The sequence below is a fragment of the Streptomyces sp. NPDC104814 genome (genome assembly GCF_055583185.1).
In genome coordinates, this window is sequence record NZ_JBVJOL010000004.1 from 440,525 (window position 1) to 464,702 (window position 24,178).

General features: G+C 74.4%; 22 protein-coding genes. 8 read left to right on the forward strand and 14 right to left on the reverse strand.

What is annotated here, in order from left to right:
* Positions 1 to 36 precede the first annotated feature (36 nt).
* A complete protein-coding gene (locus tag ACZ64A_RS17910; protein ID WP_469811285.1) occupies positions 37 to 1,725 on the forward strand; it encodes a DUF885 domain-containing protein in 1,689 nt (562 codons plus the stop codon).
* Positions 1,726 to 1,777: 52 nt separating this feature from the next.
* Here the strand turns inward: ACZ64A_RS17910 and ACZ64A_RS17915 are convergent, their stop codons facing one another.
* Positions 1,778 to 2,257: a rhodanese-like domain-containing protein gene (locus ACZ64A_RS17915; protein ID WP_469811286.1), complete on the reverse strand. Its 480-nt coding sequence runs from the start codon at positions 2,255 to 2,257 to the stop codon at positions 1,778 to 1,780.
* Positions 2,258 to 2,462: 205 nt separating this feature from the next.
* Here ACZ64A_RS17915 and ACZ64A_RS17920 point away from each other — a divergent pair, with 205 nt between their 5' ends.
* Positions 2,463 to 2,909, forward strand: coding sequence for an Lrp/AsnC family transcriptional regulator (locus ACZ64A_RS17920; RefSeq protein WP_469811287.1), 447 nt, complete (start codon positions 2,463 to 2,465; stop codon positions 2,907 to 2,909).
* Between the two features lie 22 nt (positions 2,910 to 2,931).
* Here ACZ64A_RS17920 and ACZ64A_RS17925 read toward each other — a convergent pair whose 3' ends face one another.
* The 5 genes from ACZ64A_RS17925 to ACZ64A_RS17945 form a co-directional block, all read right to left on the reverse strand.
* Complete coding sequence (locus ACZ64A_RS17925; protein ID WP_469811289.1) at positions 2,932 to 5,913, reverse strand: AAA family ATPase; 2,982 nt, start codon at positions 5,911 to 5,913, stop codon at positions 2,932 to 2,934.
* Positions 5,914 to 6,058: 145 nt separating this feature from the next.
* Positions 6,059 to 7,225 carry an exonuclease SbcCD subunit D gene (locus ACZ64A_RS17930; RefSeq protein ID WP_469811290.1) on the reverse strand — a complete coding sequence of 389 codons (1,167 nt, stop codon included), beginning with the start codon at positions 7,223 to 7,225 and terminating at the stop codon, positions 6,059 to 6,061.
* A gap of 107 nt (positions 7,226 to 7,332) precedes the next feature.
* Positions 7,333 to 7,959 (reverse strand): YigZ family protein, encoded by a 627-nt coding sequence (locus ACZ64A_RS17935; RefSeq protein ID WP_469811292.1) that lies wholly within the window; start codon positions 7,957 to 7,959, stop codon positions 7,333 to 7,335.
* Between the two features lie 40 nt (positions 7,960 to 7,999).
* Complete coding sequence (locus tag ACZ64A_RS17940) at positions 8,000 to 8,545, reverse strand: SixA phosphatase family protein (protein WP_469811293.1); 546 nt, start codon at positions 8,543 to 8,545, stop codon at positions 8,000 to 8,002.
* 16 nt (positions 8,546 to 8,561) lie between these two features.
* Positions 8,562 to 9,299 (reverse strand): hypothetical protein, encoded by a 738-nt coding sequence (locus ACZ64A_RS17945; protein ID WP_469811294.1) that lies wholly within the window; start codon positions 9,297 to 9,299, stop codon positions 8,562 to 8,564.
* A gap of 115 nt (positions 9,300 to 9,414) precedes the next feature.
* Between ACZ64A_RS17945 and ACZ64A_RS17950 the strand changes: the two genes are divergently transcribed.
* Together ACZ64A_RS17950 and ACZ64A_RS17955 are read left to right on the forward strand one after the other, a co-directional pair.
* Complete coding sequence (locus tag ACZ64A_RS17950) at positions 9,415 to 9,822, forward strand: CoA-binding protein (RefSeq protein WP_469811295.1); 408 nt, start codon at positions 9,415 to 9,417, stop codon at positions 9,820 to 9,822.
* A gap of 28 nt (positions 9,823 to 9,850) precedes the next feature.
* The gene (locus ACZ64A_RS17955; RefSeq protein ID WP_469811296.1) at positions 9,851 to 11,059 is read left to right on the forward strand and encodes a 4-hydroxybenzoate 3-monooxygenase; all 1,209 of its coding nucleotides are present in this window, start codon (positions 9,851 to 9,853) and stop codon (positions 11,057 to 11,059) included.
* Positions 11,060 to 11,068: 9 nt separating this feature from the next.
* Here ACZ64A_RS17955 and ACZ64A_RS17960 read toward each other — a convergent pair whose 3' ends face one another.
* Positions 11,069 to 11,428 (reverse strand): ArsR/SmtB family transcription factor, encoded by a 360-nt coding sequence (locus ACZ64A_RS17960; RefSeq protein WP_469811297.1) that lies wholly within the window; start codon positions 11,426 to 11,428, stop codon positions 11,069 to 11,071.
* 61 nt (positions 11,429 to 11,489) lie between these two features.
* On the opposite strand from ACZ64A_RS17960, the gene ACZ64A_RS17965 reads away from it, so the two are divergent.
* Positions 11,490 to 12,659 carry a cation diffusion facilitator family transporter gene (locus tag ACZ64A_RS17965; RefSeq protein ID WP_469811298.1) on the forward strand — a complete coding sequence of 390 codons (1,170 nt, stop codon included), beginning with the start codon at positions 11,490 to 11,492 and terminating at the stop codon, positions 12,657 to 12,659.
* Between the two features lie 19 nt (positions 12,660 to 12,678).
* Here the strand turns inward: ACZ64A_RS17965 and ACZ64A_RS17970 are convergent, their stop codons facing one another.
* Positions 12,679 to 13,236, reverse strand: coding sequence for a YbaK/EbsC family protein (locus tag ACZ64A_RS17970; RefSeq protein WP_469811299.1), 558 nt, complete (start codon positions 13,234 to 13,236; stop codon positions 12,679 to 12,681).
* Positions 13,237 to 13,280: 44 nt separating this feature from the next.
* Positions 13,281 to 13,853: a helix-turn-helix domain-containing protein gene (locus tag ACZ64A_RS17975; RefSeq protein WP_469811301.1), complete on the reverse strand. Its 573-nt coding sequence runs from the start codon at positions 13,851 to 13,853 to the stop codon at positions 13,281 to 13,283.
* Positions 13,854 to 13,962: 109 nt separating this feature from the next.
* Here ACZ64A_RS17975 and ACZ64A_RS17980 point away from each other — a divergent pair, with 109 nt between their 5' ends.
* Positions 13,963 to 14,820, forward strand: coding sequence for an EamA family transporter (locus ACZ64A_RS17980; RefSeq protein ID WP_469811302.1), 858 nt, complete (start codon positions 13,963 to 13,965; stop codon positions 14,818 to 14,820).
* Positions 14,821 to 15,143: 323 nt separating this feature from the next.
* On the opposite strand, the gene ACZ64A_RS17985 is transcribed toward ACZ64A_RS17980, so the two are convergent.
* Positions 15,144 to 15,935, reverse strand: a complete 792-nt coding sequence (locus ACZ64A_RS17985; protein ID WP_469811387.1) for an acyltransferase — start codon at positions 15,933 to 15,935, stop codon at positions 15,144 to 15,146.
* Positions 15,936 to 16,048: 113 nt separating this feature from the next.
* Here ACZ64A_RS17985 and ACZ64A_RS17990 point away from each other — a divergent pair, with 113 nt between their 5' ends.
* Complete coding sequence (locus ACZ64A_RS17990; protein ID WP_469811303.1) at positions 16,049 to 16,576, forward strand: gamma carbonic anhydrase family protein; 528 nt, start codon at positions 16,049 to 16,051, stop codon at positions 16,574 to 16,576.
* 106 nt (positions 16,577 to 16,682) lie between these two features.
* Here the strand turns inward: ACZ64A_RS17990 and ACZ64A_RS17995 are convergent, their stop codons facing one another.
* The 4 genes from ACZ64A_RS17995 to ACZ64A_RS18010 all read right to left on the reverse strand — a co-directional run bounded on the left by ACZ64A_RS17995 (position 16,683) and on the right by ACZ64A_RS18010 (position 22,855).
* Positions 16,683 to 17,327: a DedA family protein gene (locus ACZ64A_RS17995; protein WP_469811304.1), complete on the reverse strand. Its 645-nt coding sequence runs from the start codon at positions 17,325 to 17,327 to the stop codon at positions 16,683 to 16,685.
* Between the two features lie 115 nt (positions 17,328 to 17,442).
* On the reverse strand, positions 17,443 to 19,959 hold the full coding sequence (locus ACZ64A_RS18000; protein ID WP_469811305.1) for a beta-glucosidase: 2,517 nt from the start codon (positions 19,957 to 19,959) through the stop codon (positions 17,443 to 17,445).
* A 222-nt stretch (positions 19,960 to 20,181) separates the two neighbouring features.
* Positions 20,182 to 22,044 carry a ricin-type beta-trefoil lectin domain protein gene (locus tag ACZ64A_RS18005; RefSeq protein WP_469811306.1) on the reverse strand — a complete coding sequence of 621 codons (1,863 nt, stop codon included), beginning with the start codon at positions 22,042 to 22,044 and terminating at the stop codon, positions 20,182 to 20,184.
* A gap of 358 nt (positions 22,045 to 22,402) precedes the next feature.
* Positions 22,403 to 22,855, reverse strand: coding sequence for a DUF4442 domain-containing protein (locus tag ACZ64A_RS18010; RefSeq protein ID WP_469811308.1), 453 nt, complete (start codon positions 22,853 to 22,855; stop codon positions 22,403 to 22,405).
* A gap of 152 nt (positions 22,856 to 23,007) precedes the next feature.
* On the opposite strand from ACZ64A_RS18010, the gene ACZ64A_RS18015 reads away from it, so the two are divergent.
* On the forward strand, positions 23,008 to 24,075 hold the full coding sequence (locus ACZ64A_RS18015; protein WP_469811309.1) for a DUF8017 domain-containing protein: 1,068 nt from the start codon (positions 23,008 to 23,010) through the stop codon (positions 24,073 to 24,075).
* The last annotated feature ends 103 nt before the right edge of the window (positions 24,076 to 24,178 follow it).

Genomic DNA, 24,178 nt, shown 5'->3' on the forward strand with positions numbered 1-24,178 from the left:
CAGACGCGGTGGCGGCGCGCGTACGAGGATGTCCGCATGTCAGAGACCAAGAGCCCGCTGCCCCGCGAGGTCGCCGACGCCTACGTCGACGACCTCATCGCCCTCGACCCGATCACCGGCACCTACCTCGGCGTACCGGAGAGCTCACGCCGGATGCCCGACACGTCCCCGGCGGGCGCCGACGCGCTGGCCGCTCTGGCGCGGGCCACCCTGGCGAAGCTGGACGAGGCCGAGCGCCGGCCCGGCGCGGACAGCGACATCGAGCGGCGCTGCGCGCGGCTGCTGCGCGAGCGGCTCACCGCCGAACTCGCCGTGCACGAGGCCGACGAGCACCTGCGTGCCGTGGGCAACCTGCACACCATGCCGCACCAGGTGCGCGAGGTGTTCACGGTGACCCCGCAGGAGACCGAGGAGGACTGGGCGGCGATCGCCGAGCGGCTGCGCGCGGTGCCGCGGGCCCTGGCCGGGTACCGCGAGTCCCTGACGCTCGGCCTGGAGCGCAAGCTGTACGCCGCGCCCCGCCCGACCGCCACCTTCGTGGGGCAGCTCACCGAGTGGGCGGACACCGGGCAGGGCCGGGGCTGGTTCGAGGACTTCGCGGCCGCCGGCCCGGACGCGCTGCGCGCGGAGCTGGACGGCGCGGCGCGCGCGGCGACCGCCGCCGTCGCCGAACTGCGCGACTGGATGCGCGACGTGTACGCCCCCGCCGTCGAGGGCGCCCCGAACACGGTGGGCCGCGAGCGCTACGCCGTCCTGTCCCGCTTCTTCAACGGCACCGACATCGATCTGGACGAGGCGTACGCCTACGGCTGGGCCGAGTACCACCGGCTGCTCGGCGAGATGCGGCAGGAGGCGGAGAAGATCCTGCCCGGCGCCGCGACCCCGTGGGTGGCGCTCGCGCACCTCGACGAGAACGGCCGGCACATCGAGGGCGTCGAGGAGGTCCGTGCCTGGCTGCAGGGCCTGATGGACGAGGCCATCGACGCGCTGGACGGCACCCACTTCGAACTCGCCGAGCGGGTGCGGCGGGTGGAGTCCCGCATCGCGCCGCCCGGCGGCGCGGCGGCGCCCTACTACACGTCCCCGTCGGAGGACTTCTCCCGCCCCGGGCGCACCTGGCTGCCCACGATGGGCCAGACCCGCTTCCCGGTGTACGACCTGGTGTCGACCTGGTACCACGAGGGCGTGCCCGGCCACCATCTGCAGCTCGCCCAGTGGACGCACGTGGCCGGAGACCTGTCCCGCTACCAGTCCTCGGTGGGCATGGTCAGCGCCAACGCCGAGGGCTGGGCCCTGTACGCGGAGCGCCTGATGGACGAGCTGGGCTTCCTCAAGGACGCCGAGGAGCGCATCGGCTACCTGGACGCCCAGATGATGCGCGCCCTGCGGGTCATCGTGGACATCGGCATGCACCTGGAGCTGGACATCCCGGCGGACTCGCCGTTCCACCCGGGTGAGCGCTGGACGCCGGAGCTGGCGCAGGAGTTCTTCGGTTCGCACAGCAGCCGGCCCGCGGACTTCGTGGAGAGCGAGCTGACCCGCTATCTGACGATGCCGGGCCAGGCCATCGGTTACAAGCTGGGCGAGCGTGCCTGGCTCACCGGCCGGGAGAACGCCCGTGCACGGCACGGCGACGCCTTCGACCTGAAGGCGTGGCACATGGCCGCGCTCTCCCAGGGCTCGCTGGGCCTGGACGACCTGGTGGAGGAGCTGTCCCGGCTGTGACCGGGGGCGGGGGTGGCGGTCCGTACCGTCACCCCCGCTTTCCGTTTCCGGGTCAGCAGCCGCAGTCCTCGGCGTCCACCGGTGCGGTGAGCGGGTCGGCGGCGCGCTGCTCGTCGCCCTGCCAGGTCTCGTACGCGAACCCCTCGCGCACCCAGTACTCGAAGCCGCCGAGCATCTCCTTGACCTGGTAGCCGAGTTCGGCGAGGGCGAGCGCGGCGCGGGTCGCGCCGTTGCAGCCGGGACCCCAGCAGTACGTCACGACCGGGGTGTTCCTGTCGAGGAGCTGCTCGGCCTGCTCGGGGATCAGCGCCGTGGGCAGGTGGACCGCGCCGGGGACGTGGCCCTGGTCCCAGGAGGCGGTGGAGCGGGAGTCCAGGACGACGAAGCCGGGGTCGCCGCCCGCCGCGAGGGCGGCGGCGACGTCGGAGACGTCGGCGTGGAAGGTGAGCGAGGCGCGGAAGTAGGCGGCCGCCTCGGCGGGGGCGGCGGGCGCGACGCGCAGGACGGGGTTGGCGGTCGTCGTGGTGGTCATGGGCCGGCCTTTCAGTGGTGTCCGATGCGACGAGCGCGGTCGTCGAGGCGACGCAGGCTGTCGTCGAGGCGACGCGGGCTGTCGTCGAGGTGACGGAGGCTGTCGTCGATGTCCTGAAATCTACGGCCCGTTGATCATCTTCCTGAAGGGGTGTTCCCCGGCGTGAACCTTGTGCGGCCGTCGATTCCCCTGCTATCCCTCGGGGATGACCGCGTTTTCCCCGGACGCCACCGACTGGCGCATCCTCGACGTCCTCCAGCGCGACGGACGCGCCAGCTTCGCCGAGCTGGCCCGAGCCGTCTCCATGTCCGCGAGCGCGGTCACCGAACGGGTGCGCCGGCTGGAGGAGGCCGGGGTGATCAAGGGGTACGCCGCGGTCGTGGACCCCGAGCGGCTGGGGCTCGGGATCCTGGCGTTCGTGCGCCTGCGCTACCCCAACGGCAACTACAAGCCGTTCCACGACCTGGTCGCCGCCACGCCGGAGATCCTGGAGGCGCATCACGTGACGGGCGACGACTGTTTCGTCATCAAGGTCGCCGCCCGGTCCATGCGGCACCTGGAGGAGGTGTCGGGCCGGATCGGCGCGCTCGGCTCGGTGACGACGAGCGTGGTCTACTCGTCGCCGCTCGCCCGCCGGGCGCTCGGTCAGTAGACGCGCCCCGCCGCTCGCCGGGTCAGTGACCGCGCCGCCGCAGCACCGACCCGGATCTGCCCTTGACCACCTCGAGCTGGGCGTGGATGCGGCGGCGCAGGTCGGGGACATGACTGACGATGCCGACGCTGCGGTCCCGCTCGCGCAGTGAGTCGAGCACGTCCAGGACCTCGTCGAGGGTCTGGTCGTCGAGACTGCCGAAGCCCTCGTCGATGAAGAGCGTGTCCAGCCGCACCCCGCCGGCCTCGTCGGTGACGACGTCGGCGAGGCCGAGCGCGAGCGCGAGGGAGGCGAAGAAGGTCTCGCCCCCGGACAGGGTCGCGGTGTCGCGTTCACGGCCGGTCCAGGCGTCGACCACGTGCAGGCCGAGACCGCTGCGGCCGCGCCCGGTGCGGTCGTCGGAGTGGACCAGGGTGTAGCGGCCGGACGACATGCGCCGCAGCCGGGCGGTCGCCGCGGCGGCGACCTGTTCCAGCCGGGCCGCCAGCACGTAGGACTCCAGGCGCATCCGGCGCTCGTTGTCGGCGGACGTGCCGGCCGCGAGGGCGGCGAGCCGGGCCACCCGGTCGTACTCCTCGCGCAGCGGGGCGAGCCGGCGCACGCCCTGCTCGGCACGCGCGGAGAGACCGTCCAGTTCGGTGCAGCGGCGGGCGGCGGCGTCGCACGCGGAGGCGGCGGCGCGCAGCCGGTCGGCGGCCGCGGCGGCGGCCCGCTCGGCGGCGCCGAGGTCGGCGGGCGGCTGCCGGTCGGCGGCCGCGGCGTCGGTCTCGGCGAGCGTCGCGCGGACGGCGGCCTCCTCGGTCTGCCAGGCGTCCAGTCGCCGTTGCAGCTCGCGGTGCTCGACGTCGGTGAGCAGCGCCTCGGCGGCTGCCTGCGGGGTGTCGAACCCGGCGCGGAACGCGGCGTCCGCGAGTCGCGCGTCGGCGTCCTTGAGCCGCTGGGCGGCGTCCTCGGCGGCGCGCACGGCCTCGGCGGCGTCGGTGAGCAGGGCGGCCCGGCGCTCCAGCTGCGCGGCGCGCGCGGCCACACTGCCGGCGGCGCCGCGGGCCTGCGCCAGTTCCTCCTCCAGCAGCGCCCGTTCACGCTCCAGGCGCTCGCGGTGGCCGACGCGGGCGGCGGCGCGCACGGCCGCTTCCTGGCGTTCGGCGCCGCGCCGCTCGCGTTCCTGTTCCGCCCGGCGCAGGTCCTCCTGGGCGGCGTGCAGCGCGGAGGCGTCCCGCCGGGCCGCGGCGAAGAGGCGCTCCACCTCGTCCGCCTCCCGGGCGAGCCGGTCGGCCGGGTCGTCGCCGGCCTCGGCGGTGGCGGCGGCCAGCGCCTCGCGTACGGCGGCAAGGCGCCGCTCGGCGTCGCTCTGCCGCTGCTGTGCCTGCTGGTAGGCGGCCAGCGCCGCGTCCTCGGCCTCGCGGTCGATGTGCCCGGCGTCCTTGCGGGCGGGCGCGGGGTGCTCGGTGGCGCCGCACACCGCGCAGGGTTCGCCGTCGGCGAGGCGGGCGGCGAGTTCGGCGGCGATGCCGTCGAGCCGCTGTTCCTTGACGTCCAGCCAGTGCTCCCTGGCCGCCGACACGGCCTCGCCGGCCCGGCGGGCGAGGTCGGCGGCCGCCGCCGTCTCCTCGGTGAGCCGGTCGCGCTCGCGGGCGGCGCGCAGCCGGCGCTGGGCGGGCTCGCGCCGCTCGGCGAGCTGCTCGGCCCGGGTCGCGGCCTCCTGGGCGGTGTCGATACGGCTCTGCAGGCCGGCGCGGGTCTCCTGCCACCCGGCGAGCCATTGCTCGGCGTCGGCGAGGACGTCGTCGTCGGCACGTTCCTGGCGGTCCAGGCCGGCGCGTTCGGCGAGGAGGGCGGCGAGGCGCTGTTCGGCGCGGCGGGCGGATTCCAGGCCGCCCAGCTCCTCGGCGGCCCGGCGCGCGGCGGCGGCGAGCCCGGCCGCCCCGGCCTCCGCGTACGTGTCGGGCAGCAGGGCACGCGTGCGTGTTTCCTGCCGGGCGGCGCGCTCGTGTTCGGCCTCGGCGTCGTCCCGCAGCCGCAGCGCGGGCGCCACGGCCTCCGCCTTGCGGGAGCGCTGCATGCGCGCCTGTGCCGCCTGGTACGCCTCGGAGCGCTCCTCCAGCGCCCGGGCCCGCTCCCGGGCCTGCGCGAAGCGGGCCTGGAGCCGGGCCAGTTCCCGGGTGTCCTCCAGCGCGCGGTCCGCGGCGGCCTGCGCGGACTCGGCGGCCGCGAGACGGCAGCGGGCCACGGCGAGCTGCTCGCGGGCGGTGGAGCGGGCGACCGCGGCGGCGCCCAGCACGGCGTCGGCCAGGCCCGGCTCGCCCGGTGTCAGCTCGGGCAGCTCCATGGCGTCACCGGCGGCCTGCTGCATGCGGTGGGCGTCGGCGAGCAGCGCCGCGTCGCCGTCGCGCACCCGCGTCTCGGTCGTACGGCGGCGCTCGGCGAGCCGTTTCTCGACGTCGGCGAAGCGCTGGGTGTCGAAGAGCCGGCCGAGCAGACGGCCGCGGGCCTCGGCGTCGGCGCGCAGAAAGCGGGCGAAGTCGCCCTGGGGCAACAGGACGACCTGGCAGAACTGCTCGCGGCTCATGCCGAGCAGCTGGGTGATCTCCTCGCCGATCTCCTGGTGGGAGCGGCTGAGGTCCTTCCAGGCGCCGGCCACCGGGTCGTATGCGCGCAGCCAGGTCTGGGCCTTGTCGACCGTGCTGCCCTTGCCCCGCAGCTTCGGGCGCTCCCACGCCGGCTGCCGGGTGATCTCCAGCCGCCGGCCCGCGACGGTCAGATCGAGGGTGACCTGGGTGCGGGTGCGCGGGTCGGCGTGGTCGCTGCGCAGGGTCATGCCCTGGCGGGCGCCCGGCACGGAGCCGTACAGGGCGTAGCAGACGGCGTCGAGCACCGATGTCTTGCCGGCGCCCGTCGGCCCGTGCAGCAGGAAGAGACCGGCCGCGGAGAGGGCGTCGAAGTCGACGCTCTGCTCGCCGCCGAACGGCCCGAAGGCCGTGATGTCCAGCCGGTGCAGCCTCACCGGGCCCCCTCCCCCACGATCGCCACGCCCGAGCCCACCGTCGCCGTGCCCGAGCCCACTGCCGCCGCATGCGAAGTCGCCCTGGCCGCACGCGAGCCAGCCCGCGCCACAAACGAGCCCGCCCCCACCACACGCGAACCGGCCCTCACCGTGCGACCTCCCGCGCCGTCACGTCGGCGCGCATGGCGTCGAACGCCTCGCGCAGGACGGCCTGTTCGTCGGCGTCCGGCCCCGCGCCGCCGCGCACATGGGCGACGAAGTCCTCGGCGATCTGCTGGTCGCTGCGCCCGGCGAGCCGGCGGGCGTAGGTCACCTCGGGGTCCTCGGACGCCCGCTCGGGTGCGAAGACGAGGCTGAGGGTGTGCGGGAAGCGCTCGGTGAGCCGGGCCATGGGGTCGGCGGGGCGGACGGCGTCGGTCAGGGTGGCCTCGACCCATGCCTCCTCGTGCCGGTCGAGACCGGGGTCGGCGAGCAGCTCCTCCAGGGTGCCGCGCAGCCGGGCGAGCGGACGCGGCACCGGGCAGTCGATCCGCTCGGCGGTGAGCGCGCCGCCCTCGCCCAGGTCGATCAGCCACATGCTCTTGCGGTGGCCGGCCTCGGAGAAGGAGTACGCCAGCGGTGAGCCGGAGTAGCGCACGCGCTCGGTGATGGTCTGGCAGCCGTGCAGATGACCGAGGGCCGCGTAGTCCACCCCGTCGAAGACGGCGGCGGGCACCGCGGCCACGCCGCCGACGGTGATGTCCCGCTCGCTGTCGCTGGCCTGCCCGCCGGTGACGAAGGCGTGCGCGAGGACGACGGAGCGGGTGCCGGGCGGGCGGCCGGCGAGGTCGGCGCGGACGCGGTCCATCGCGGCGGCGAGCACCGCCTCGTGGCCCGGCTTCTCGACGCCGAACTCGTCCTTGACCAGGGCCGGTTCGAGGTAGGGCAGCCCGTAGAAGGCGACGTCGCCGAACGCGTCCCGCAGCACCACCGGGGTGGCACAGCTCGCGGGATCGGTGCGCAGGTGTATGCCGGCGCGGTCGATGAGGCCGGCGCCCACCCCGAGGCGGCGGGCGGAGTCGTGGTTGCCCGAGATCATCACCGTGGGCACGCCGAGGGCGGCCAGGCGGTGCAGGGCGTCGTCGAACAGCTCGACCGCGGCGAGCGGCGGCACCGCGCGGTCGTACACGTCTCCCGACACGACGACCGCGTCGACGCCGCGCTCGCGCACGGTGGCGACGAGGTGACCGACGAAGGCGGCCTGGGCGTCGAGCATGTTCGCCCGGTGGAACGCCCGGCCGAGATGCCAGTCGGAAGTGTGGAGCAGCCTCATGATCCCCGAGACTAACGGCCGGGTCTGACATCACGGGCGGTTACTCCCGTAACGGCCCGCCATGCCCGTTCCCCAGCAGGCCAGTTACATCCTTTTTGCCCGAATTGTCAGGCGTCTCCGTAGGCTTCTCCGCCCAGTTCGAATCCGGCTCTGCCCGCCGTCACGTCCGCCAGCCAGGCGCGGAAGGTGTCCACGTCCGCGTCCGGCAGCCCGATCTCGATCGTGACCTCCTCGCCGTAGCGCACGTCCCGCACCTCGCGGCCGGTGGCCCGCAGGTCGTTCTGCACCTTGCCGGCCCGCTGGTGGTCGACGGTCACGGTGGCCAGGCGGAACCGCCGGCGGGTGATCGTCCCCAGCGCGTCCAGGGCCTCGCCGACCGCGCCGCCGTAGGCGCGGATCAGTCCGCCGGCGCCCAGCTTGACGCCGCCGTAGTACCGGGTGACGACGGCGACGACATAGCGCATGTCACGGCGCAGCAGCATCTGGAGCATCGGCACGCCCGCGGTGCCGCCGGGCTCCCCGTCGTCGCTCGCCTTCTGGGTCGAGGCGTCGGCGCCGATGACGTACGCCCAGCAGTTGTGGGTGGCGTCGGCGTGCTCCTTGCGGACCGCGGCGATGAAGGCCTGCGCCTCCTGCTCGGTGGCCGCCGGGGCCAGCGCGCACAGGAAGCGGGAGCGGTTGACCTCGGTCTCGTGCACCCCGGCGCGGCCGATCGTGCGGTACTCGTCCTGCATCCGGCCAGCCTATGCGCACCGCGGGACGCGTCCGGCCGGGCTACTTCCCGTCGCCCCGGGGGACGGTGAGCGAGGTCAGCAGGGCGGCGCACGGGGCGAGGGCGGACCACTGGCGGCCGTACCAGGTCAGGACCGCGATCGCCGACGTGGGGAACTTCACCCGGACCCGCTCCAGGGTGTCGCCGATGCCGTCACCGGCCAGCGTCAGGACGAGGTCCTCCAGGCCCGGGTTGTGCCCGACGAGCAGCAGCGTCCCCACCTCGGGCGGGGTCTCACGGGCGACCGTCAGCAGGTCGCCCGCGCCGGCCGCGTACAGGCGCCCCTCGAAGCGCACCGGCGGCGGGGTGCCCCACTGCGCGGCCGCCAGCTCCCAGGTCTGCCGGGCGCGCAGCGCGGTGGAGCACACGGCGAGGTCGGGCAGCAGGTCCGCCTCGGCGAGCGCGCGTCCGGCGGCCGGGGCGTCGCGGCGGCCGCGCTTGCCGAGGGGACGGGCGTGATCGGGGACGTCCTCGGGCCACGCCGACTTGGCGTGCCGCAGGACGACCAGCCGGCGCAGTGGCCCGGCACCGGATCGCGCGGCCGTCACCCCGGCCACCTCGCTCTCACGCCGCCCCCAGGTCACGGGCGAGGTCGAGGCCGAGCAGCCGGTCGGCGTAGGCGTACGTCTCGAAGCGTGCGCCCTCCGCCAGCTCGGGCCCGGCCGCCTCGACCCGGCGCAGCACGTCCAGCACGGCGGGCATGTCCAGGTCGTCCTCCCAGGCGCTGCGCAGGTCGCCGCGCACGTCCTCGGGGATGGGCCGCGAGGGGTGGCGCGCCCAGTCGGCGACGGCGCGGCGCCACCGGGCGAGGGTGCCGCGGGCGGCGGCCAGGGTGTCCGGGTCCAGCAGGGCCGGAGCGGTGCGAGGCTCGGACAGCAGCGCGAGGCGTACGGCGGCGGGGTCGGCGTCGGCCCGCAGCCAGTCCGCGGGGAGGCCGTCCGCCGGGGTCACGGGCCCGACGGCGAGCCGGACGCCGTCGGGAGTGTCACCGCCGTCGGCCACGACATGGATGACCTGGGCCTCGCCCAGGCCGGCCCCCACGTCGTGGCTGTCCTCCAGCGGACGGATGCCGAGGGCCGCCGCGCTCGCACGCAGCTCCGCCTGCCCGCTGCGGCCGGCCAGCAGCGCCCACACGGGCGTGCCGCCCAGTTCCAGGGCGCGCACGAGCAGGTCGGTGACGAGCAGGACCCGCAGGGACACGGAGTCGGGCGCGGGCGCGTGCGCCTCGATGCGGGTCAGGCCGCGGCGCACGGGCGCGGCCTCGAGGGACTTGCCGGTTCGGGCGTCGGTGATGCGCAGCACGCAGCGAGCCTAGGCCCGTCGCCGCCCGCGCGCAGGTGGAATCCCGGCCGCCCCTCGTCGGTTGTGGTTCGCAGAACCGTTTCACTTCCACTTCCGAGGCCGAGGGAGGCCGCCGGTGTACGGCGACGAGGCAACCATCCGCAAGATCCTCACCGAGCTGGGCGACACCTGGGCCGTGGTCGGCCTGTCCGCGAACCGCGACCGCGCCGCGTACGGCGTGGCGCAGGTGCTGCAGCGGTTCGGCAAGCGGATCGTGCCCGTGCACCCGAAGGCGGAGACGGTGCACGGCGAGCAGGGGTACGCCACCCTCGCGGACATCCCCTTCGACGTGGACGTCGTCGACGTCTTCGTCAACAGCCACCTGGCCGGGGCCGTCGCGGACGAGGCCGTCGCCAAGGGCGCCCGGGCGGTCTGGTTCCAGCTGGGGGTGATCGACGAGGCCGCCTGCGCGCGCGTGCGCGACGCCGGCCTGGAGATGGTGATGGACCGCTGCCCCGCCATCGAGATCCCCAGGCTGCGCTGAGCGGCGGGGCCGCCGCCATAATGACGGCGTGATCCCCAACTCCCCCCACATACAGCATGTTCCGGTCGTCGTCGTGGGCGCCGGACCCGCCGGCCTGACGGTCGCCAACCTCCTCTCCGCCGCCGGTGTGCGCTGCGTGGTGCTGGAGACCGAGACCCGGCAGTTCGTCGAACAGCGGCCCAGAGCGGGGGTGCTGGAGGAGTGGGCCGTCCACGAGCTGGAGAAGCGGGGCCTCGCCGGGAGGCTGCTGGCCGGGGCCCAGCGGCACACCGCGTGCGAGTTCCGCTTCGACGGCGGCCGCTACCGCTTCGCCTACGGCGAGCTGACCGGAAGTCACCACTGGGTGTATCCACAGCCCTTGCTGGTGAGCGACCTGCTGCGCGCCTACGCCGACGAGCGCGGCGGGGACGTCCGGTTCGCGGTGCGGGACGTGGCCGTCCACGACGTGGACTCCGACCGGCCGTCGGTGTCGTACACCTGTCCCGGCACGGGGGAACGGCGGGTGCTGCGCTGTGACTTCGTCGCCGGGTGCGACGGGGCGCGGGGGGTGACGCGGGCGGCCCTGGCCGGCGGCCGGGCGCGCATCGCCCGGCACGACTACGGCATCGGCTGGCTGGCACTGCTCGCCGAGGCGCCGCCCTCCACGGACTGCGTGCTGTTCGGCGTCCATCCGCACGGGTTCGCCGGGCAGATGCCGCGCAGCCCCGAGATGACCCGCTACTACCTGCAGTGCCCGCCGGGCGACGACCCGGAGAACTGGTCGCACGCGCGCGTGTGGAACGCGCTGCGGGTGCGGCTCGCGGCCGAGGGGGCGCCGGAGCCGGTCGAGGGGCCGCTGATCGAGAAGCGCGTGCTGGACATGCACGACTATGTCGTGGAGCCGATGGCGTCCGGCCGGCTGTTCCTGGCCGGGGACTCCGCGCATCTCGTCGCGCCGATCGCCGCGAAGGGCATGAACCTCGCGCTGCACGACGCGTTCCTGCTCGGCGACGCGCTGGTCGCGCGGCTGACGAGGGGCGACGACAGCGGACTCGCGGGCTACTCCGAGGCGTGTCTGCGCCGGGTGTGGGACTACCAGGAGTTCTCGCACTGGCTGTCGGAGGTGTACCACGGGCCGGCGGCGGACGACGCGTTCCGTGCGGGCACCTCGCTGGCCCGGCTGCGGCGGCTGTTCAGCTCGCCGGTGGCGGCCGCCGCGTTCGCCGAGCAGTACCTGGGCAGCGCGGAGCGCCACTGACTCAAGGGGTCAGTCGTGCGGAGGCCGGTCGGTGAGCCGGTGGTCGGCGACGCTGAGCGCCTCGTCGACCAGACGGCGCACATGGCCGTCGCGCAGGGCGTAGATCACCCGGCGCCCCTCCTTGCGGGTGGTCACGAGTCCGGCCAGGCGCAGCCGGGCCAGGTGCTGGCTGACCGCCGGGCGGGCCGCCCCGCACGCCTCGGTGAGCGTGGTGACGTCGGCCTCCTCGGCGGCCAGCGCGTGCAGCAGCGCCAGCCGGGTCCGGTCCCCGAGCAGCGCGAGCAGCTCGGCCGCGAGCGCGAACTGTTCCTCGCCCGGGGTGCGCGGGTGCGCATCGTCCGCAGATGAGAGGTGCATGCGTGCGCTCATACGCACATAATGGCGCCGTGGGCGGGGTACGTCCACCTCCGGACACCGGAAGGGGACGGGCGTGAGCGACCGGCACCACCACGAACACCGGCACGAGCGGCACGGCGAGCACCCGCACCACGACCACGGCCACGATTACGATCACGGTCACGGCCACGGCCACGGCCACGGCCACGGCCACGGCCACGGTGAGCACGCCAGCCGCCCGCAGGAGGGGCACGCCCCCCACCGGCACCCGCACTCCCGCTTCCGCCACCGCCTCGCCCACCTCCTCACACCCCACTCGCACGAAAGCGCCGACAAGGTGGACGCCGCCTTGGAGTCCTCCGCCCGCGGCATGCGCGCGCTGTGGGTCTCGCTGGCGGTGCTCGGCGTGACGGCGCTCGTACAGGCACTGGTGGTGGCGGTGTCCGGGTCGGTGGCGCTGCTCGGCGACACGGTGCACAACGCGGCGGACGCGCTGACGGCCGTACCGCTCGGGATCGCGTTCGTGCTCGGCCGCCGCGCGGCCACCCGGCGCTTCACCTACGGCTTCGGGCGCGCCGAGGACCTGGCCGGACTGGTGATCGTGCTGACGATCGCGGCGTCGGCGGCGTTCGCCGGGTGGACGGCGCTCGAGCGGCTGCTCGATCCGCGGCCGGTGGAACACGTCGGCGCCGTCGCGGTGGCCGCGCTCGCCGGGTTCGCGGGCAACGAGTGGGTGGCCCGGTACCGGATCCGGGTCGGCCGGGAGATCGGCTCGGCCGCGCTGGTCGCCGACGGCCTGCACGCCCGCACCGACGGCTTCACGTCGCTGGCGGTACTCGCGGGCGCGGGCGGCTCGGCACTGGGCTGGGACCTGGCCGACCCGCTGGTGGGACTGGCGATCACGGCGGCGATCGCGCTGGTACTGCGCGACGCCGGCCGTGAGGTGTTCCGGCGGGTGATGGACGCCGTCGACCCGGCCCTGGTGGACCGGGCGGAGGCGGCGCTGCGCACGGTGCCCGGTGTGTGCGGGGTGGGTGAGCTGCGGCTGCGCTGGATCGGGCACCGGTTGCGGGCCGAGGTCGCGGTGGTGGTGGACGGTGAGGTGTCGGTGCGCCGGGCGCACGCGATCGCCGTGGACGCCGAACACGCGCTGCTGCACGCGGTGCCCCGGCTGACGGCGGCCCTGGTGCACGCGGATCCGGCGCCGGTGCCGGGCGAGGCGGACCCGCACCTGGCGCTGGCCCACCACCCGCGGGCCGCCTGACACCGGCTCTACGGCCGGCTCAGGCGACGCCCAGCCCCTCCAGCACCACCGCGCCCGGCAGCTCGGCGAACGCCTTGCCCGGCACCAGCAGCTTGCCGCGCCGCCGTCCGCTGCCGACCAGCACGTACGGCAGGTCGACGACGGCCGCGTCCACCAGCAGCGGCCAGCTCTCGGGCAGACCGATGGGGGTGACGCCGCCGTACTCCATGCCGGTCTCCCCTGTCGCCGTCTCCATCGGTGCGAAGGACGCCTTACGCGCGCCCAGGTGGCGGCGTACCACGCCGTTGACGTCGACCCGGGTGGTCGACAGGACGAGACAGGCGGCGAGCGTGGTCTCGCCGCCGCGCTTGCCGGCCACGACGACACAGTTCGCGCTCTGCTCCAGCAGTTCACGGCCGTAGTGCTCGACGAAGACGGCGGTGTCGGCCCACTGTGGGTCGGTGTCGACGTAGACGATCTGCTCGGCGGGGACGCTGCCGCGCCAGTGCCGTACGGCGTCGGCGACGGGGCGGGTCAGTTCGTCGAGGCAGTCGGGGGCGGGGGCGGCCTGGTCGAAGTGTCCGATGGGTGCCTGCATGCTCCGCACGCTAGCAAGTGCGGCGGGCGGGACGCGGGGGCGTCTCAGCGCACGGGCGGCACCGAGACGGCCATGATCATCTCCATTGGCTGCTCGCCCTCGTTGCCGTAGGTGTGCGGGGTGTTGGCCTCGAAGGAGGCGCTGGCGCCGGCCGGGATGCGGTGGGCCACACCGTCCACGGTGAGAGTCAGCTCGCCGGCGGTGACGTGCACCAGCTCGACCGTGCCGGCCGGGTGCGGATCGGACGGGCTGGACTCGCCCGGCATCAGCCGCCAGTCCCACATCTCCAGCGGGCCGGGGGCCTCGGCGCCCGCGAGGAGGCGGTTGTAGCTGCCCGCGTCGGTGTGCCACAGCCGTACGGCCTGGGCCTCGGGGACGATACGCACCTTCGGGCCCTGCTCGTAGTCGAGCAGGGTGGTGATGCTGATGCCCAGCGCGTCGCCGATCTTGACGACCGTGCCGATGCTCGGGTTGGTGCGGGCCTGCTCGATCTGGATGAGCATGCCGCGGCTGACGCCGGCCCGTGCGGCGAGCGCGTCGAGGGTGAATCCGCGCTCGGTGCGCCAGCGCTTGACGTTGCGCGCCAGGGACTGGGTCAGCAGGTCGAGGTCTGACACATTCCGTCCAATATCCGGGAAGTCAAATATTCTGGATGACAGAGTTCATTGCACTGAACTACGGTGAGCTGTACTCGATCGTCCACCGAACTGTACTGCGAGGCGAACCGTGACAGCATTCTTCGCCCTGGCCACCAGCCTGCTGTGGGGCCTGGCCGACTTCGGCGGCGGGGTGCTGACGCGACGCGCACCCGCCCTGACCGTCGTGGTGATCTCGCAGACCGTCGCGACAGCCGTTCTCGGCGCGATCGTGGTGGCCACGGGCGGCTGGAGCGAGGCGGGACCGCGACTGTGGTTCGCCTTCGCGGCCGGGCTGGTGGGCCCGGTGGCGATGATCTGCTTCTACCGGGCGCTCGCCCGCGGCCCGATGGGGGTCGTCTCCCCGCTCGCGTCGCTGAGTGTCGCCGTGCCGATCGGCGTCGGGCTGGCCCTCGGCGAGCGGCCCGGCCTGATGCAGGCCGGGGGTGCCGCCGTCGCCGTCGCCGGTGTCGTCCTGGCGGGCGGGCCGCAGCGCAAGGGCGCGCCGGTGCAGCGGCAGACCATCGTGCTCACGCTGGTCGCGGCGCTCGGCTTCGGCGCGGTGTTCGCGCTGATCGCGGAGGCGTCGACCACCGTCACCGGCCTGTTCCTCGCGCTGTTCGTCCAGCGGCTGACCAATGTGGCCGCGGGCGGCGCCGCCCTCTACGTCTCGGTCAAGCGGGGCGCGCCCGCGCTGCCCGGGGGCCGCTTCCCGTGGGGCGCGCTGCCGGCGCTGGCCTTCGTCGGACTGGCGGACGTCTCCGCCAACGGCACGTACGGGGTCGCCGCCCACCATGGACCGGTCACCGTGGCCGCGGTGCTCGCCTCGCTCTACCCGGTGGTGACCGCGCTCGCCGCCCGCGGCTTCCTGCGTGAACGTCTGCGGGGCGTACAGGCGGCGGGAGCGGGACTCGCCGTGCTGGGCAGCCTGCTGCTGGCCACGGGCTGAGCCGGGCTCCTCCCCGGCATCAGCCCTCCGCCGCGAGGCGGGCCGACGCCGCCCGGCGCCAACCCTCGGGCTTGAGACGGGCCGGCCTCACCCCGCGCCACGCCTCCGCCTTGAGGCGGCAGGCTTCACCCGGCGTCAGGCTTCCTTGCGGCGGGCCGACGCCGCCCGGCGCCAAGCCTCAGCCTCGTGGCGGGCCGGCCTCACCCCGCGCCACGCCTCCGCGTTGAGGCGGCAGGCTTCACCCGGCGTCAGGCTTCCTTGCGGCGGGCCGGCGCCGCCCGGCGGCAGACGTCCGCCGCCATGCGGGCCCGCCCCGCCCGGCCTCAGGCTTCCGTCTCCAGGCGGGCCAGCCCCGCCTCCTGTTCCTCGTCCAGCTCGGCGAGGCGTGCCGCCGTCTCCTCGTCCAGCCCGGCCAGTGCCAGCAGCTGCTCCGGGGTGACACCGTCCGGGATCGGCACCGGCGCCGGGGTGCGCAGCGGGGGCTGCCAGCCGTCCTCGGGCGTCCAGCGCCGTACGACCCGGGCGGGCGCGCCCGCCACCACCGCGTGGTCGGGCACCGTGCCGCGCACCACGGCGCCGGCCGCGACCACGACGTTGCGGCCGATCCGCGCACCCGGGAGGATCACCGCGCCTGTGCCGATCCAGCAGCCCGGCCCGATCTCCACCGGCTCCATCCGCGGCCACTGCCGCCCGATGGGCTCGTGGGGGTCGTCGTAGGAGTGGTTCGTGGACGTGACGTAGACGTACGGCCCGAAGTAGCAGTCGCTGCCGATCGTGACCGTGGTGTCGGCGATGACATGGCTGCCGCGGCCCAGCACCACGCCGTCCCCGAGGCGCAGGATCGGCTCGGGGCCGAGGTCGAGGTCGGGCATCAGACCGGCGGTGAGGGTGACCTGCTCACCGACGATGCAGTGGGAGCCCAGGTGGATCCAGGGCTCGCCGAAGACCGTGCCGAGCGGGAAGGCGAGCCTGGTACCTGTTCCCATCGCGCCGAAGCGGAAGCGCCCCGGGTGCTCCGCCGTCACCGAGCCGCTGCGCTGCACCCAGGCCCAGCCGGCATGGACGGCGCGCTGCGCGAGGCGGCGCCGCCAGGACGAGAACGTGTTCTTGCGCATAAGCACCCGCTCACCGTAATCCTCGTCCGCGGCACCCCTCACGCCCGAACCCTGTGATCTTCACCCCACCGGGTGGCGTACGGTGCTCCCGAACGACGATCGAGGAGGCACCCATGACGCACAAGGCGCTGATCACCGGCATCGGAGGCAAGGAACCGAAGATCGACGACGAGGCGTTCGTGGCGCCGACGGCGTCGGTGATCGGCGATGTGACGCTGCGGGCGGGCGCGAGCGTCTGGTACGGCGCGGTGCTGCGCGGCGACGTCGAACGGATCAGCGTCGGCGCGCAGAGCAACATCCAGGACAACTGCACCCTGCACGCCGACCCCGGTTTCCCGGTGACGGTCGGGGAGCGCGTCTCGGTGGGGCACAACGCCGTCGTGCACGGCGCGACCGTCGAGGACGACTGCCTGATCGGCATGGGCGCGACGGTCCTGAACGGCGCGGTGATCGGCGCGGGCTCGCTGGTCGCGGCGCAGGCCCTCGTACCGCAGGGGATGGTCGTACCGCCGGGTTCCCTGGTGGCGGGCGTCCCGGCGAAGGTGCGGCGGGAGCTGAGCGAGGAAGAGCGGCAGGGCGTGACGCTCAACGGCACGATGTACGCCGAGCTGGCAAGGGCGCACGGGGAAGTGCACGGCTAGCTCAGGACACCTGGGGGCGCGGGGAACTGCGCGACCAGCCACGGGCGGCCCGCACCCGGCATCAGCCGACCCTGCATCAGCAGACCGCGCATCAGTCGACCGCGCATCAGTCGACCGTGACCACGGCCTTCTCCGCCTCGGCGTCCCGCGCAGTGACCCGCGCCTTGCGCTTGAGGATCAGCATCGAGCCCAGGCCGATCAGGACCGCCAGGACCAGGCCCAGCCAGGAGAACTTCTTCAGCCAGGACTCGGCGACGACACCGACGTAGTAGATGACGGCGGTGGTGCCGCCCGCCCAGACCACACCGCCGAGGAAGTTCGCCGTGAGGAACTTCCAGTACGGCATGTGCAGCACACCCGCGAGGGGCCCGGCGAAGATGCGCAGCAGGGCGACGAAGCGGCCGAAGAAGACCGCCCACATGCCCCACTTCTCGAAGGACCGCTCGGCGGTCGCGATGTGCCCCTCGCTGAAGTGCTTGGGGAATTTCCCGCCGAGCCAGGCCAGCAGCGGCCGTCCGCCCTTGCGGCCGATCGCGTAGCCGATGGAGTCGCCGATCACGGCGCCGGCGCTGGCGCACGCGCCGAGCACGACGGGGTTGATGCCGCCGCTCTGCGAGGACAGCAACGCCGCCGAGACCAGGACGATCTCGCCGGGCAGCGGGATGCCCAGACTCTCGAGGCCGATGACGAGGGCGACCATCGCGTAGACGGCGCCGGCCGGTACCGTGTCGAGCCATTCCTGGACGTGCACTGCCGGTCCCTCCCGTTTTCTGCCCTGCCTGTCCCCGTGCGCGCCGCGAAGGCGCACTTCGGGAAGCCTACCGGGTCGGCGCATCACGGCACTGTGCGCGAGATCGCCCCCCGGTTCAGGAACGGCCGAGACCCGCCTCGCGTTCCCGGCCGCCCACCTCGGCCGCGGTCCTCAGCCGCAGATCGCGCGAGGACGCGCCGATCCACACGGTGCGGCGACCGGTGCCGAGCACCCAGTCGTGGCGGCCGGTGTCCCAGCAGGACAGGGTCCGCGGGGCGACACGCACGGTGACCCGGCGCCGCTCCCCCGGCGCCAGGGTGAGCCGCCGGTAGCCGCCGAGCAGCCGCACCGGCTGGTCGAGCGGCAGGTCCGGGGAGGGTCCGACGTAGACCTGCGGCACGTCGACGCCGGAGCGCCGGCCGGTGTTGCGGACGGTGAAGTCCACCTGCAGCCCGTCCTCGGTCCAGCGCGCGGACGGATCGCCGTAGGCGAAGGTCGTGTAGGACAGCCCGTGGCCGAACGGGAAGAGCGGGCGCACGTCCTCGGCGTCGTACCAGCGGTAGCCGACGTGAACGCCCTCGGAGTACTCCTCGACGCCGCCCGTGCCCGGGTAGCGGCGCGGGTCGCCGGCGACGGGGTGGTGATCGTCGTCGACCGGGAAGGACTGGGTGAGCCGGCCGCCGGGGTCGCAGTCGCCGAAGAGGACGGCGGTGGTGGCGGCCGCGCCCTCCTGACCCGGGTAGTACATCTGGAGCACCGCGCCGGTGCGCTCCAGCCAGGGCATCGCGGTGGCGCAGGAGGTGTTGAGGACGACGGTGGTGCGCGGGTTGGCGGCGGTCACCGCCTCGATCAGCCGGTTCTGCCGGCCCGGCAGGGAGATGCCGGTCCGGTCCTGGCCCTCGGTGGCGTCCTCGTAGGCGAACAGGACGACCTGGTGGGCGGCGCGTGCGGCGCGTACCGCCTCGGCGACGTCCGCGGCGCGGGTGGCGCCGGTGCTGCGCCGCAGCCGGAACCGCAGGCCGGCCGTTCCGCCCTGCGCGGTGATGTGCAGCCGGTGGGTGCCGGCGGTGAGGCGGACGGTCGCGCGGCGGACGGCGAGGCCGTCCGGGGCGGTGCCGAGCAGGCCGCCCACGAAGGCCTCGCCCCAGCCGGACGCGATCGGGAACAGCTCGGCGCCGTCGAGCTGCACCTTCGGCCGGCCGGTGGGGGCACCGGTGAAGTGGAGCACGAACGTCCACTCGTCGGCCTCGGCGACGGTGAGAGTCCCGTCGTACGTCCAGGCCGTCCCGGCGTCGACCGTCGTGCCCTCGCCGGCGAAGCCGGGGGTGAGCGCGTCCGCCGGGATCGGCTTGCCGAACACGTCCTCGCCGAGGGCGTAGGTGACCTCGCCGTCGGCCCGGGAGCGCAGGGCGGCCAGCGGGCTCTCGGCGTGGTCCGGGGAGACGTGGGCGCTGCCGCCTCCGCTGACGAAGGGCAGGGCGCCGGTCGGACCGATCACCGCGATGCTGCCGACGGTGAGCGGGAGGACGCCGTGCGGGTTGTGCAGCAGCGTGGCCCCGGCCTTGGCGACCTCCAGGGCGAGCGCGGCGCCGGCCGGCGCGTCGCGCTCGGGGCGGGGCGGCGCGCTGCCGTCGAGCAGCCCGAAGCGGTCCATGACGGTCAGGACGCGGCGTACGGCGCGGTCGACGTACGCCTCGGCGACACGGCCGTCGCGTACCGCTGTGCGCAGCGCCGCACCGAAGTACGCGCCGTTCGGCATCTCCATGTCGAGCCCCGCGGTGAGGGCCTTCTCCGTGCTGTGCGCGGCGTACCAGTCGGTCATCACCCAGCCGTCGAAGCCCCACCTCTCGCGCAGGATGTCGGTGAGCAGGGCCTTGTTCTCGCAGGCGTAGGTCCCGGCGACCTTGTTGTAGGCGCCCATCACGGCTCCGGCGCCCGCCCGTACGGCGGCTTCGAAGCCGCGCAGCTCGACCTCGTGCAGGGTGCGTTCGTCGACGCGTACGTCGACGGACATGCGGTCCTTCTCCTGGTTGTTCAGCGCGAGGTGCTTGACCGTGGCGATGAGCCCCTCGCGCTGGATGCCCTCGATCTCGGCGGCGACCAGGTCGGAGGAGAGCAGCGGGTCCTCGCTGAACGTCTCGAAGTTGCGCCCGGCGTACGGGGTGCGGATGAGGTTGACCATCGGGGAGAGCAGGACGTCCTGGCCGAGGGCGCGGCCCTCCCGGCCGATGACCTGGCCGTAGCGGCGGGCCAGCTCGGGGTCGAACGCGGAGGCGAGGAGGACGGGGGCGGGCAGCGCGGTGGCGTGCCGGGTGACCCGGACGCCTGCCGGGCCGTCGGCCAGGCGCAGCGGCGGGATGCCGAGGCGGGGGACACCGGGGACGTAACCGGCCTCGCCCAGCGTGTCCGGGTCGGTGGCGCCGTGCAGCAGGCTGACCTTCTCGTCGAGGGTGAGCGCACCGAGGAGGTGGTCGACGCGGCGGCCGGCCGGGCTGCCCTGGCCGCGGACGCCGGATCTGCTTCGTGCGGAGGCGCGGGGGGCGAGGGACAGGGATCCCGCGGCGGCCGCGACGACCGCGATCGTGCCGCTCAGCAGGGTCAGGGCGGATCGCCGGGGGACCGTGTCGGACATGGGCCGTCGCTCCTTCGGTGCACGGGCACGACGAGGGCGTCCGGAGCGGTATTGACGAACCGTCAGAAACGCCGTGCGCGTCGGCAACGTACGACTCGGGGCAGAGCGAGTCAACGAGGCGAGGCGGGAAGGCGCCGGATGCGGGCGGTGGTGTGGGCGGTGGGGCGGGCGAAAGGAGGCGCGGGGGCCGCCGGACGGGTGGCCCCCGCGGGGGTGGTCAGGTCAGGGTGCCGGGGTGAGAGGGAGCGGGGCGAGGGGCGCGGCAGTCGGCGCGACGTGGGGCGCAGTGAGGGATACGGCGGTGGTCGCACCGGAGAGGACGGAGGCCACCGCGACGACGGGCGGCCGTCCTGGCGCGGCCGGCGGCACGGGTGCTGAGCGCTCGGCCGCAGGGGGCTGAGTCTCGGAGTGCTGGGTCGCGGAGGGATGGCTCGCGGAGAGTTGGCTTACGGACGGCTGGGGCGGTGAAGGCTCGGCCGGTGACGGCTCGGCGCGGCGGCCGACCGGGGCGAATCGCGGCGCGGCGGGCTGCTCGACGGGGGCGTGGGACGGACGGGGTCGCCCGCTCGGCGGGCCGGGTGGGACGGCGGCGGGGCCCGATCGCGGCTGAGGCGGGTCACCGCCCTGCGCGGTCCCGGTGTCGAACACCCACCGCCCGCGCGCCGACGCGTCCCGCGGGGCGACGGTGACCGTGGTGGCGGAACCCCGCGGGGACGCGAGACCGAGCCCGGTCCCTCCGTGCAGCAGCAACTCGCCGCGGCCCGTGAGGTCGTAAGCGGTCGCCTCCGCGCAGCCGGTGAGTGTGACGCGGCGGTCGAGCGGGTCGGCGCGCAGGCAGAGGGCGGGGTCGGCGGTGCTGCGCAACCGGCCGTCGGTGCCGTACGTCCAGCGCTGGGAGGCGGCAGGCGAGCAGTCGGCGAGCTCGACGGTGGCTTCGGGGCGTACCCGGCCGGCGTGGGCGTCGAGGCAGCGGCCGGTGGCGGCGCTGCGCAGCCGCCCCTTCAGGAGCGGGGCCGGGTCCGGCCCCGTGGCGGAGGTGCCGGAGGTCGAGCCGGGTGACGGCGGGGTGGCGACGGGGCCGAGCGAGCGGCTGGAGGTCCCGGTCGCGGCGACGGGCGGGCCCCAGGTGCGCGCGGACCGGCGGCCGGGTCCGGAACCGGGGACAGCGTTGTCGGCGGAGCGGCTCTGGGTGGCGAGCACCGTGACGAGCAGGGCCAGAGCGGCCAGTCCGACGCCGGCGAGGACCGCCTTGGTGTGCCGCGCGGGGGCGGTGGGGCGGCCCGGCGGAGGTGTCCCGCGGTGGCGCCCGCCGGGACGGGTGGGCGCGACGCCGGAGCTCGCGCTACGCCCTGGCCGGGTCTCGAGGTAACGCCGGGCGCCCCAGCCGAGCACGGTCTCGGCGAGCAGGACGTCGAGGGCGCCGTCGAAGTGGCTGAGCTGTTCGGCGGCATGACGGCAGTAGCGGCACTCCGCGAGGTGCCGGCGGACGTCGGGGAGCAGATGTCCGCCGCGGCGCAGGGGGACGTCGAGGAGGCGGGTGTGGAAGCGGCACTCGTCGGTGGGGGCGAGTTCGCGGTGGGCGCGGACGCAACCGGCGCGGAATTGTTCGCGGGCCTGTTGCAGAGCGGTGGCTGCGGTGCCGGGATGGATGGCCAGCAGACCAGCGGGTATGGATATCGGGTCGGCTTCCACCTCGGCGTGCCACAAGAGGCATTGGGCGGCGCCGGGAAGGGCACGGAATGCGCGTTCGGCGAGTTGTCGCTTTTCCGGGGTTCGGCCTCCGGTCGCGCGCAGTCCGCGGCCGCCGGTGGTTTTGCTCAATTCCGGCAGGAGTACGGAAATACCGCGGTCGGCGGCCCAGCTGCGCACGGTGTCGCGCACGGTGACGAGGATCTGTGGCCGCAGGGCGCCACCGGCCCGGCCGGCGGCGAGCCGGTCGAGCACCTGGTGGACCGCCGCGGTGGCCACGAGCTGGGCGGTTTCGCCGGGCGAGGCGAGGCAGACGGCGGCGTAGTCGCGGGCGGCGGACCAGTGCCGGGCGAGCAGCAGGGCGACGGCGCGGCCGTGCCCGTCCGGGGTGGCCAAGCGGGCGACGAGGTCGCGGTCCGACTCTCCGGGCGTCCCTCCCGGGCGGGGCGGATATGGGGGGCGTGGGGGGTGTGGGGACTGCACGGAACCATTTCCTTCCGAGCTGAAGGGTGGCACTGCGTTCCCGCGGGGGGCTCACTTTCGCACATGCGGCTCTCAGGAAACAAGGCGTCAGAGTGACGTCCTCTCAGCAGCCCCACATTTCCCCCCTGTTACCGCCGGTATCACTTTCCGAATTCGCCTGCAATGGGTGAAGGACGGCTCGAAAGGCGTTCCCCCAGTGCCTGTTGGGCACGACAAAGGCCGAGGCCCCGCACGCACGCGGGGCCTCGGCCACACTCGGGGGAACGCCCGCTCAGCCGTTGGGCCGCAGGGTCCACACCACCGTCATCTCCCCGGTGACGGCTCCGTCCTCACGCCGGATCTCGATGGCGACCGGGAACTCGGGCCGCTGCCCGGCGTCCAGTTCCGCGACGACCTCGGCGGCCGGCCGGCCCAGCGTCGCGGTCGCGGTGACGGCCCCCATGGCCAGCTTCCTGTAGGCGATCTCGGCCCGCACGGCCAGCGGCACGGCCCGCGCGAGCTGATCCCCGAACGCGGCGAGCACGATCGCCCCGCTGGCCGACTCCCCGAGCGTGAACATCGCACCGGCGTGCGGCCCGCCCACGTGGTTGTGGAACTCCCCCTGATCCGGCAGGGCCACCACAGCCCGCTCCGGCGTGGCCTCGACGAAGTCGAGCTTCAAGGTCCGGGCCATCGGCACGGTAGCGGCGAGCATCTCGCCGATCGACATCTGATCTGCGCTCATGGGGGCATGTTACCCACGAGTAGCCTGGAGGGCCAGGGCAACCGGCCCCGGAACCGGTCTCCCCCGGTCGTCCCGCGACAACGGTTTTCGGTACGTCCCTGACAAGGCCCGGTGACCGATTCGTGTCCGGGGCGGCACTAGGGTGGGGCGCCATGTGGCCAGGACAGCAGCAGCCGCCCGGGGGCGAGCCGAACCCGAACGCGCAGAACAACCCGTACCAGCAGCCGAGTCAGCCGGGGTACCAGCAGCCGAATCCGTATCAGCAGACCGGTTACCAGCAGCCCAACCCCTATGCGCAGCAGCAGTGGGGGACGCCCACGCCGGCCGGTGTTCCACAGCCGGTGACGCCGCCGCCCGGGAACCTCGGCAGCGGCAACGGGGGTGGCGGGAACCGGACCAAGCTCGTGGCGATCATCGCGGCCGGCGCCGTGGTGCTGACGGCCGCCGTCACCGGGTTCCTGGTGCTCGGCGGTGACGAGGAGGACACGGCGAAGGGCGGCTCGGACAAGCCGACCACCGCGCAGTCGGTGTCCTCGTCGCCGACGCCGTCGACGCAGCCGACGGCGTCCGGCGGGGGCGACAACCCGCGCGGCGGCGAGGCGGAGAAGGCGACCGTCCCGGGCTGGAAGGTCGTCGTGAACCCCAAGTACGGCACGGCCTTCGACGTCCCCGCGGACTGGCATGTGGAGGACCCCGGCACCTTCATGGGCTTCGAGGACACGCAGAAGGGCGACGGCTCCCCGTACATCGGGTTCTCCGCGCCCGCCGTCCTCAAGCCGGACTGGTGTGTGTCCGACGACGACAAGGACGGCCGCAAGGATTCGACGAAGCTGGCGGCCGCCGGCACCAAGGGCGAGAACGGCGCCAAGGACACCGCGAGCACCGCCCGCGGTGACGCGGCCGCGTTCGCGTTCGGCGGCTACACCGACCAGAACGAGAAGACCTCCCGCAAGTACCTGAAGATCGGCCAGGCCAAGCCCTACAAGACGAAGTCCGGCGTGCAGGGCAGCGTGGCCGTCTCCTACACGCAGGGCGTGCCCAAGCACGGCACCTGCGACAGCGACGGCAAGGCGATCACGTTCGCGTTCAAGAACTCCCTCGGCAACTTCGTCTCCTGGAGCATGTACGGCGCCAAGGGCGTCAAGGGCGAGGTGCCCGACGCCACCATCCAGCAGATCCTCAGCACCGTGCGCCTGCACGGCGACCCGATCGCGAGCTGATCCGGTCGCGAGCCGTCCCGCGCGCGAGTCGACCAGTCGCGAGCCGACCCTCGCGCGAGTCGACTGGCGCGAGGGCGGCCGGGATCGGATTGGCGTGTGTGGA

Bases quoted from the DNA above. Each gene is read 5' to 3' on its own strand.
- ACZ64A_RS17910 (WP_469811285.1), top strand. From the start codon at position 37: ATGTCAGAGACCAAGAGCCCGCTGCCCCGCGAGGTCGCCGACGCCTAC.
- ACZ64A_RS17915 (WP_469811286.1), bottom strand. From the start codon at position 2,257: ATGACCACCACGACGACCGCCAACCCCGTCCTGCGCGTCGCGCCCGCC.
- ACZ64A_RS17920 (WP_469811287.1), top strand. From the start codon at position 2,463: ATGACCGCGTTTTCCCCGGACGCCACCGACTGGCGCATCCTCGACGTC.
- ACZ64A_RS17930 (WP_469811290.1), bottom strand. From the start codon at position 7,225: ATGAGGCTGCTCCACACTTCCGACTGGCATCTCGGCCGGGCGTTCCAC.
- ACZ64A_RS17935 (WP_469811292.1), bottom strand. From the start codon at position 7,959: ATGCAGGACGAGTACCGCACGATCGGCCGCGCCGGGGTGCACGAGACC.
- ACZ64A_RS17960 (WP_469811297.1), bottom strand. From the start codon at position 11,428: ATGAGCGCACGCATGCACCTCTCATCTGCGGACGATGCGCACCCGCGC.
- ACZ64A_RS17970 (WP_469811299.1), bottom strand. From the start codon at position 13,236: ATGCAGGCACCCATCGGACACTTCGACCAGGCCGCCCCCGCCCCCGAC.
- ACZ64A_RS17985 (WP_469811387.1), bottom strand. From the start codon at position 15,935: ATGCGCAAGAACACGTTCTCGTCCTGGCGGCGCCGCCTCGCGCAGCGC.
- ACZ64A_RS17990 (WP_469811303.1), top strand. From the start codon at position 16,049: ATGACGCACAAGGCGCTGATCACCGGCATCGGAGGCAAGGAACCGAAG.
- ACZ64A_RS18000 (WP_469811305.1), bottom strand. From the start codon at position 19,959: ATGTCCGACACGGTCCCCCGGCGATCCGCCCTGACCCTGCTGAGCGGC.
- ACZ64A_RS18010 (WP_469811308.1), bottom strand. From the start codon at position 22,855: ATGAGCGCAGATCAGATGTCGATCGGCGAGATGCTCGCCGCTACCGTG.
- ACZ64A_RS18015 (WP_469811309.1), top strand. From the start codon at position 23,008: ATGTGGCCAGGACAGCAGCAGCCGCCCGGGGGCGAGCCGAACCCGAAC.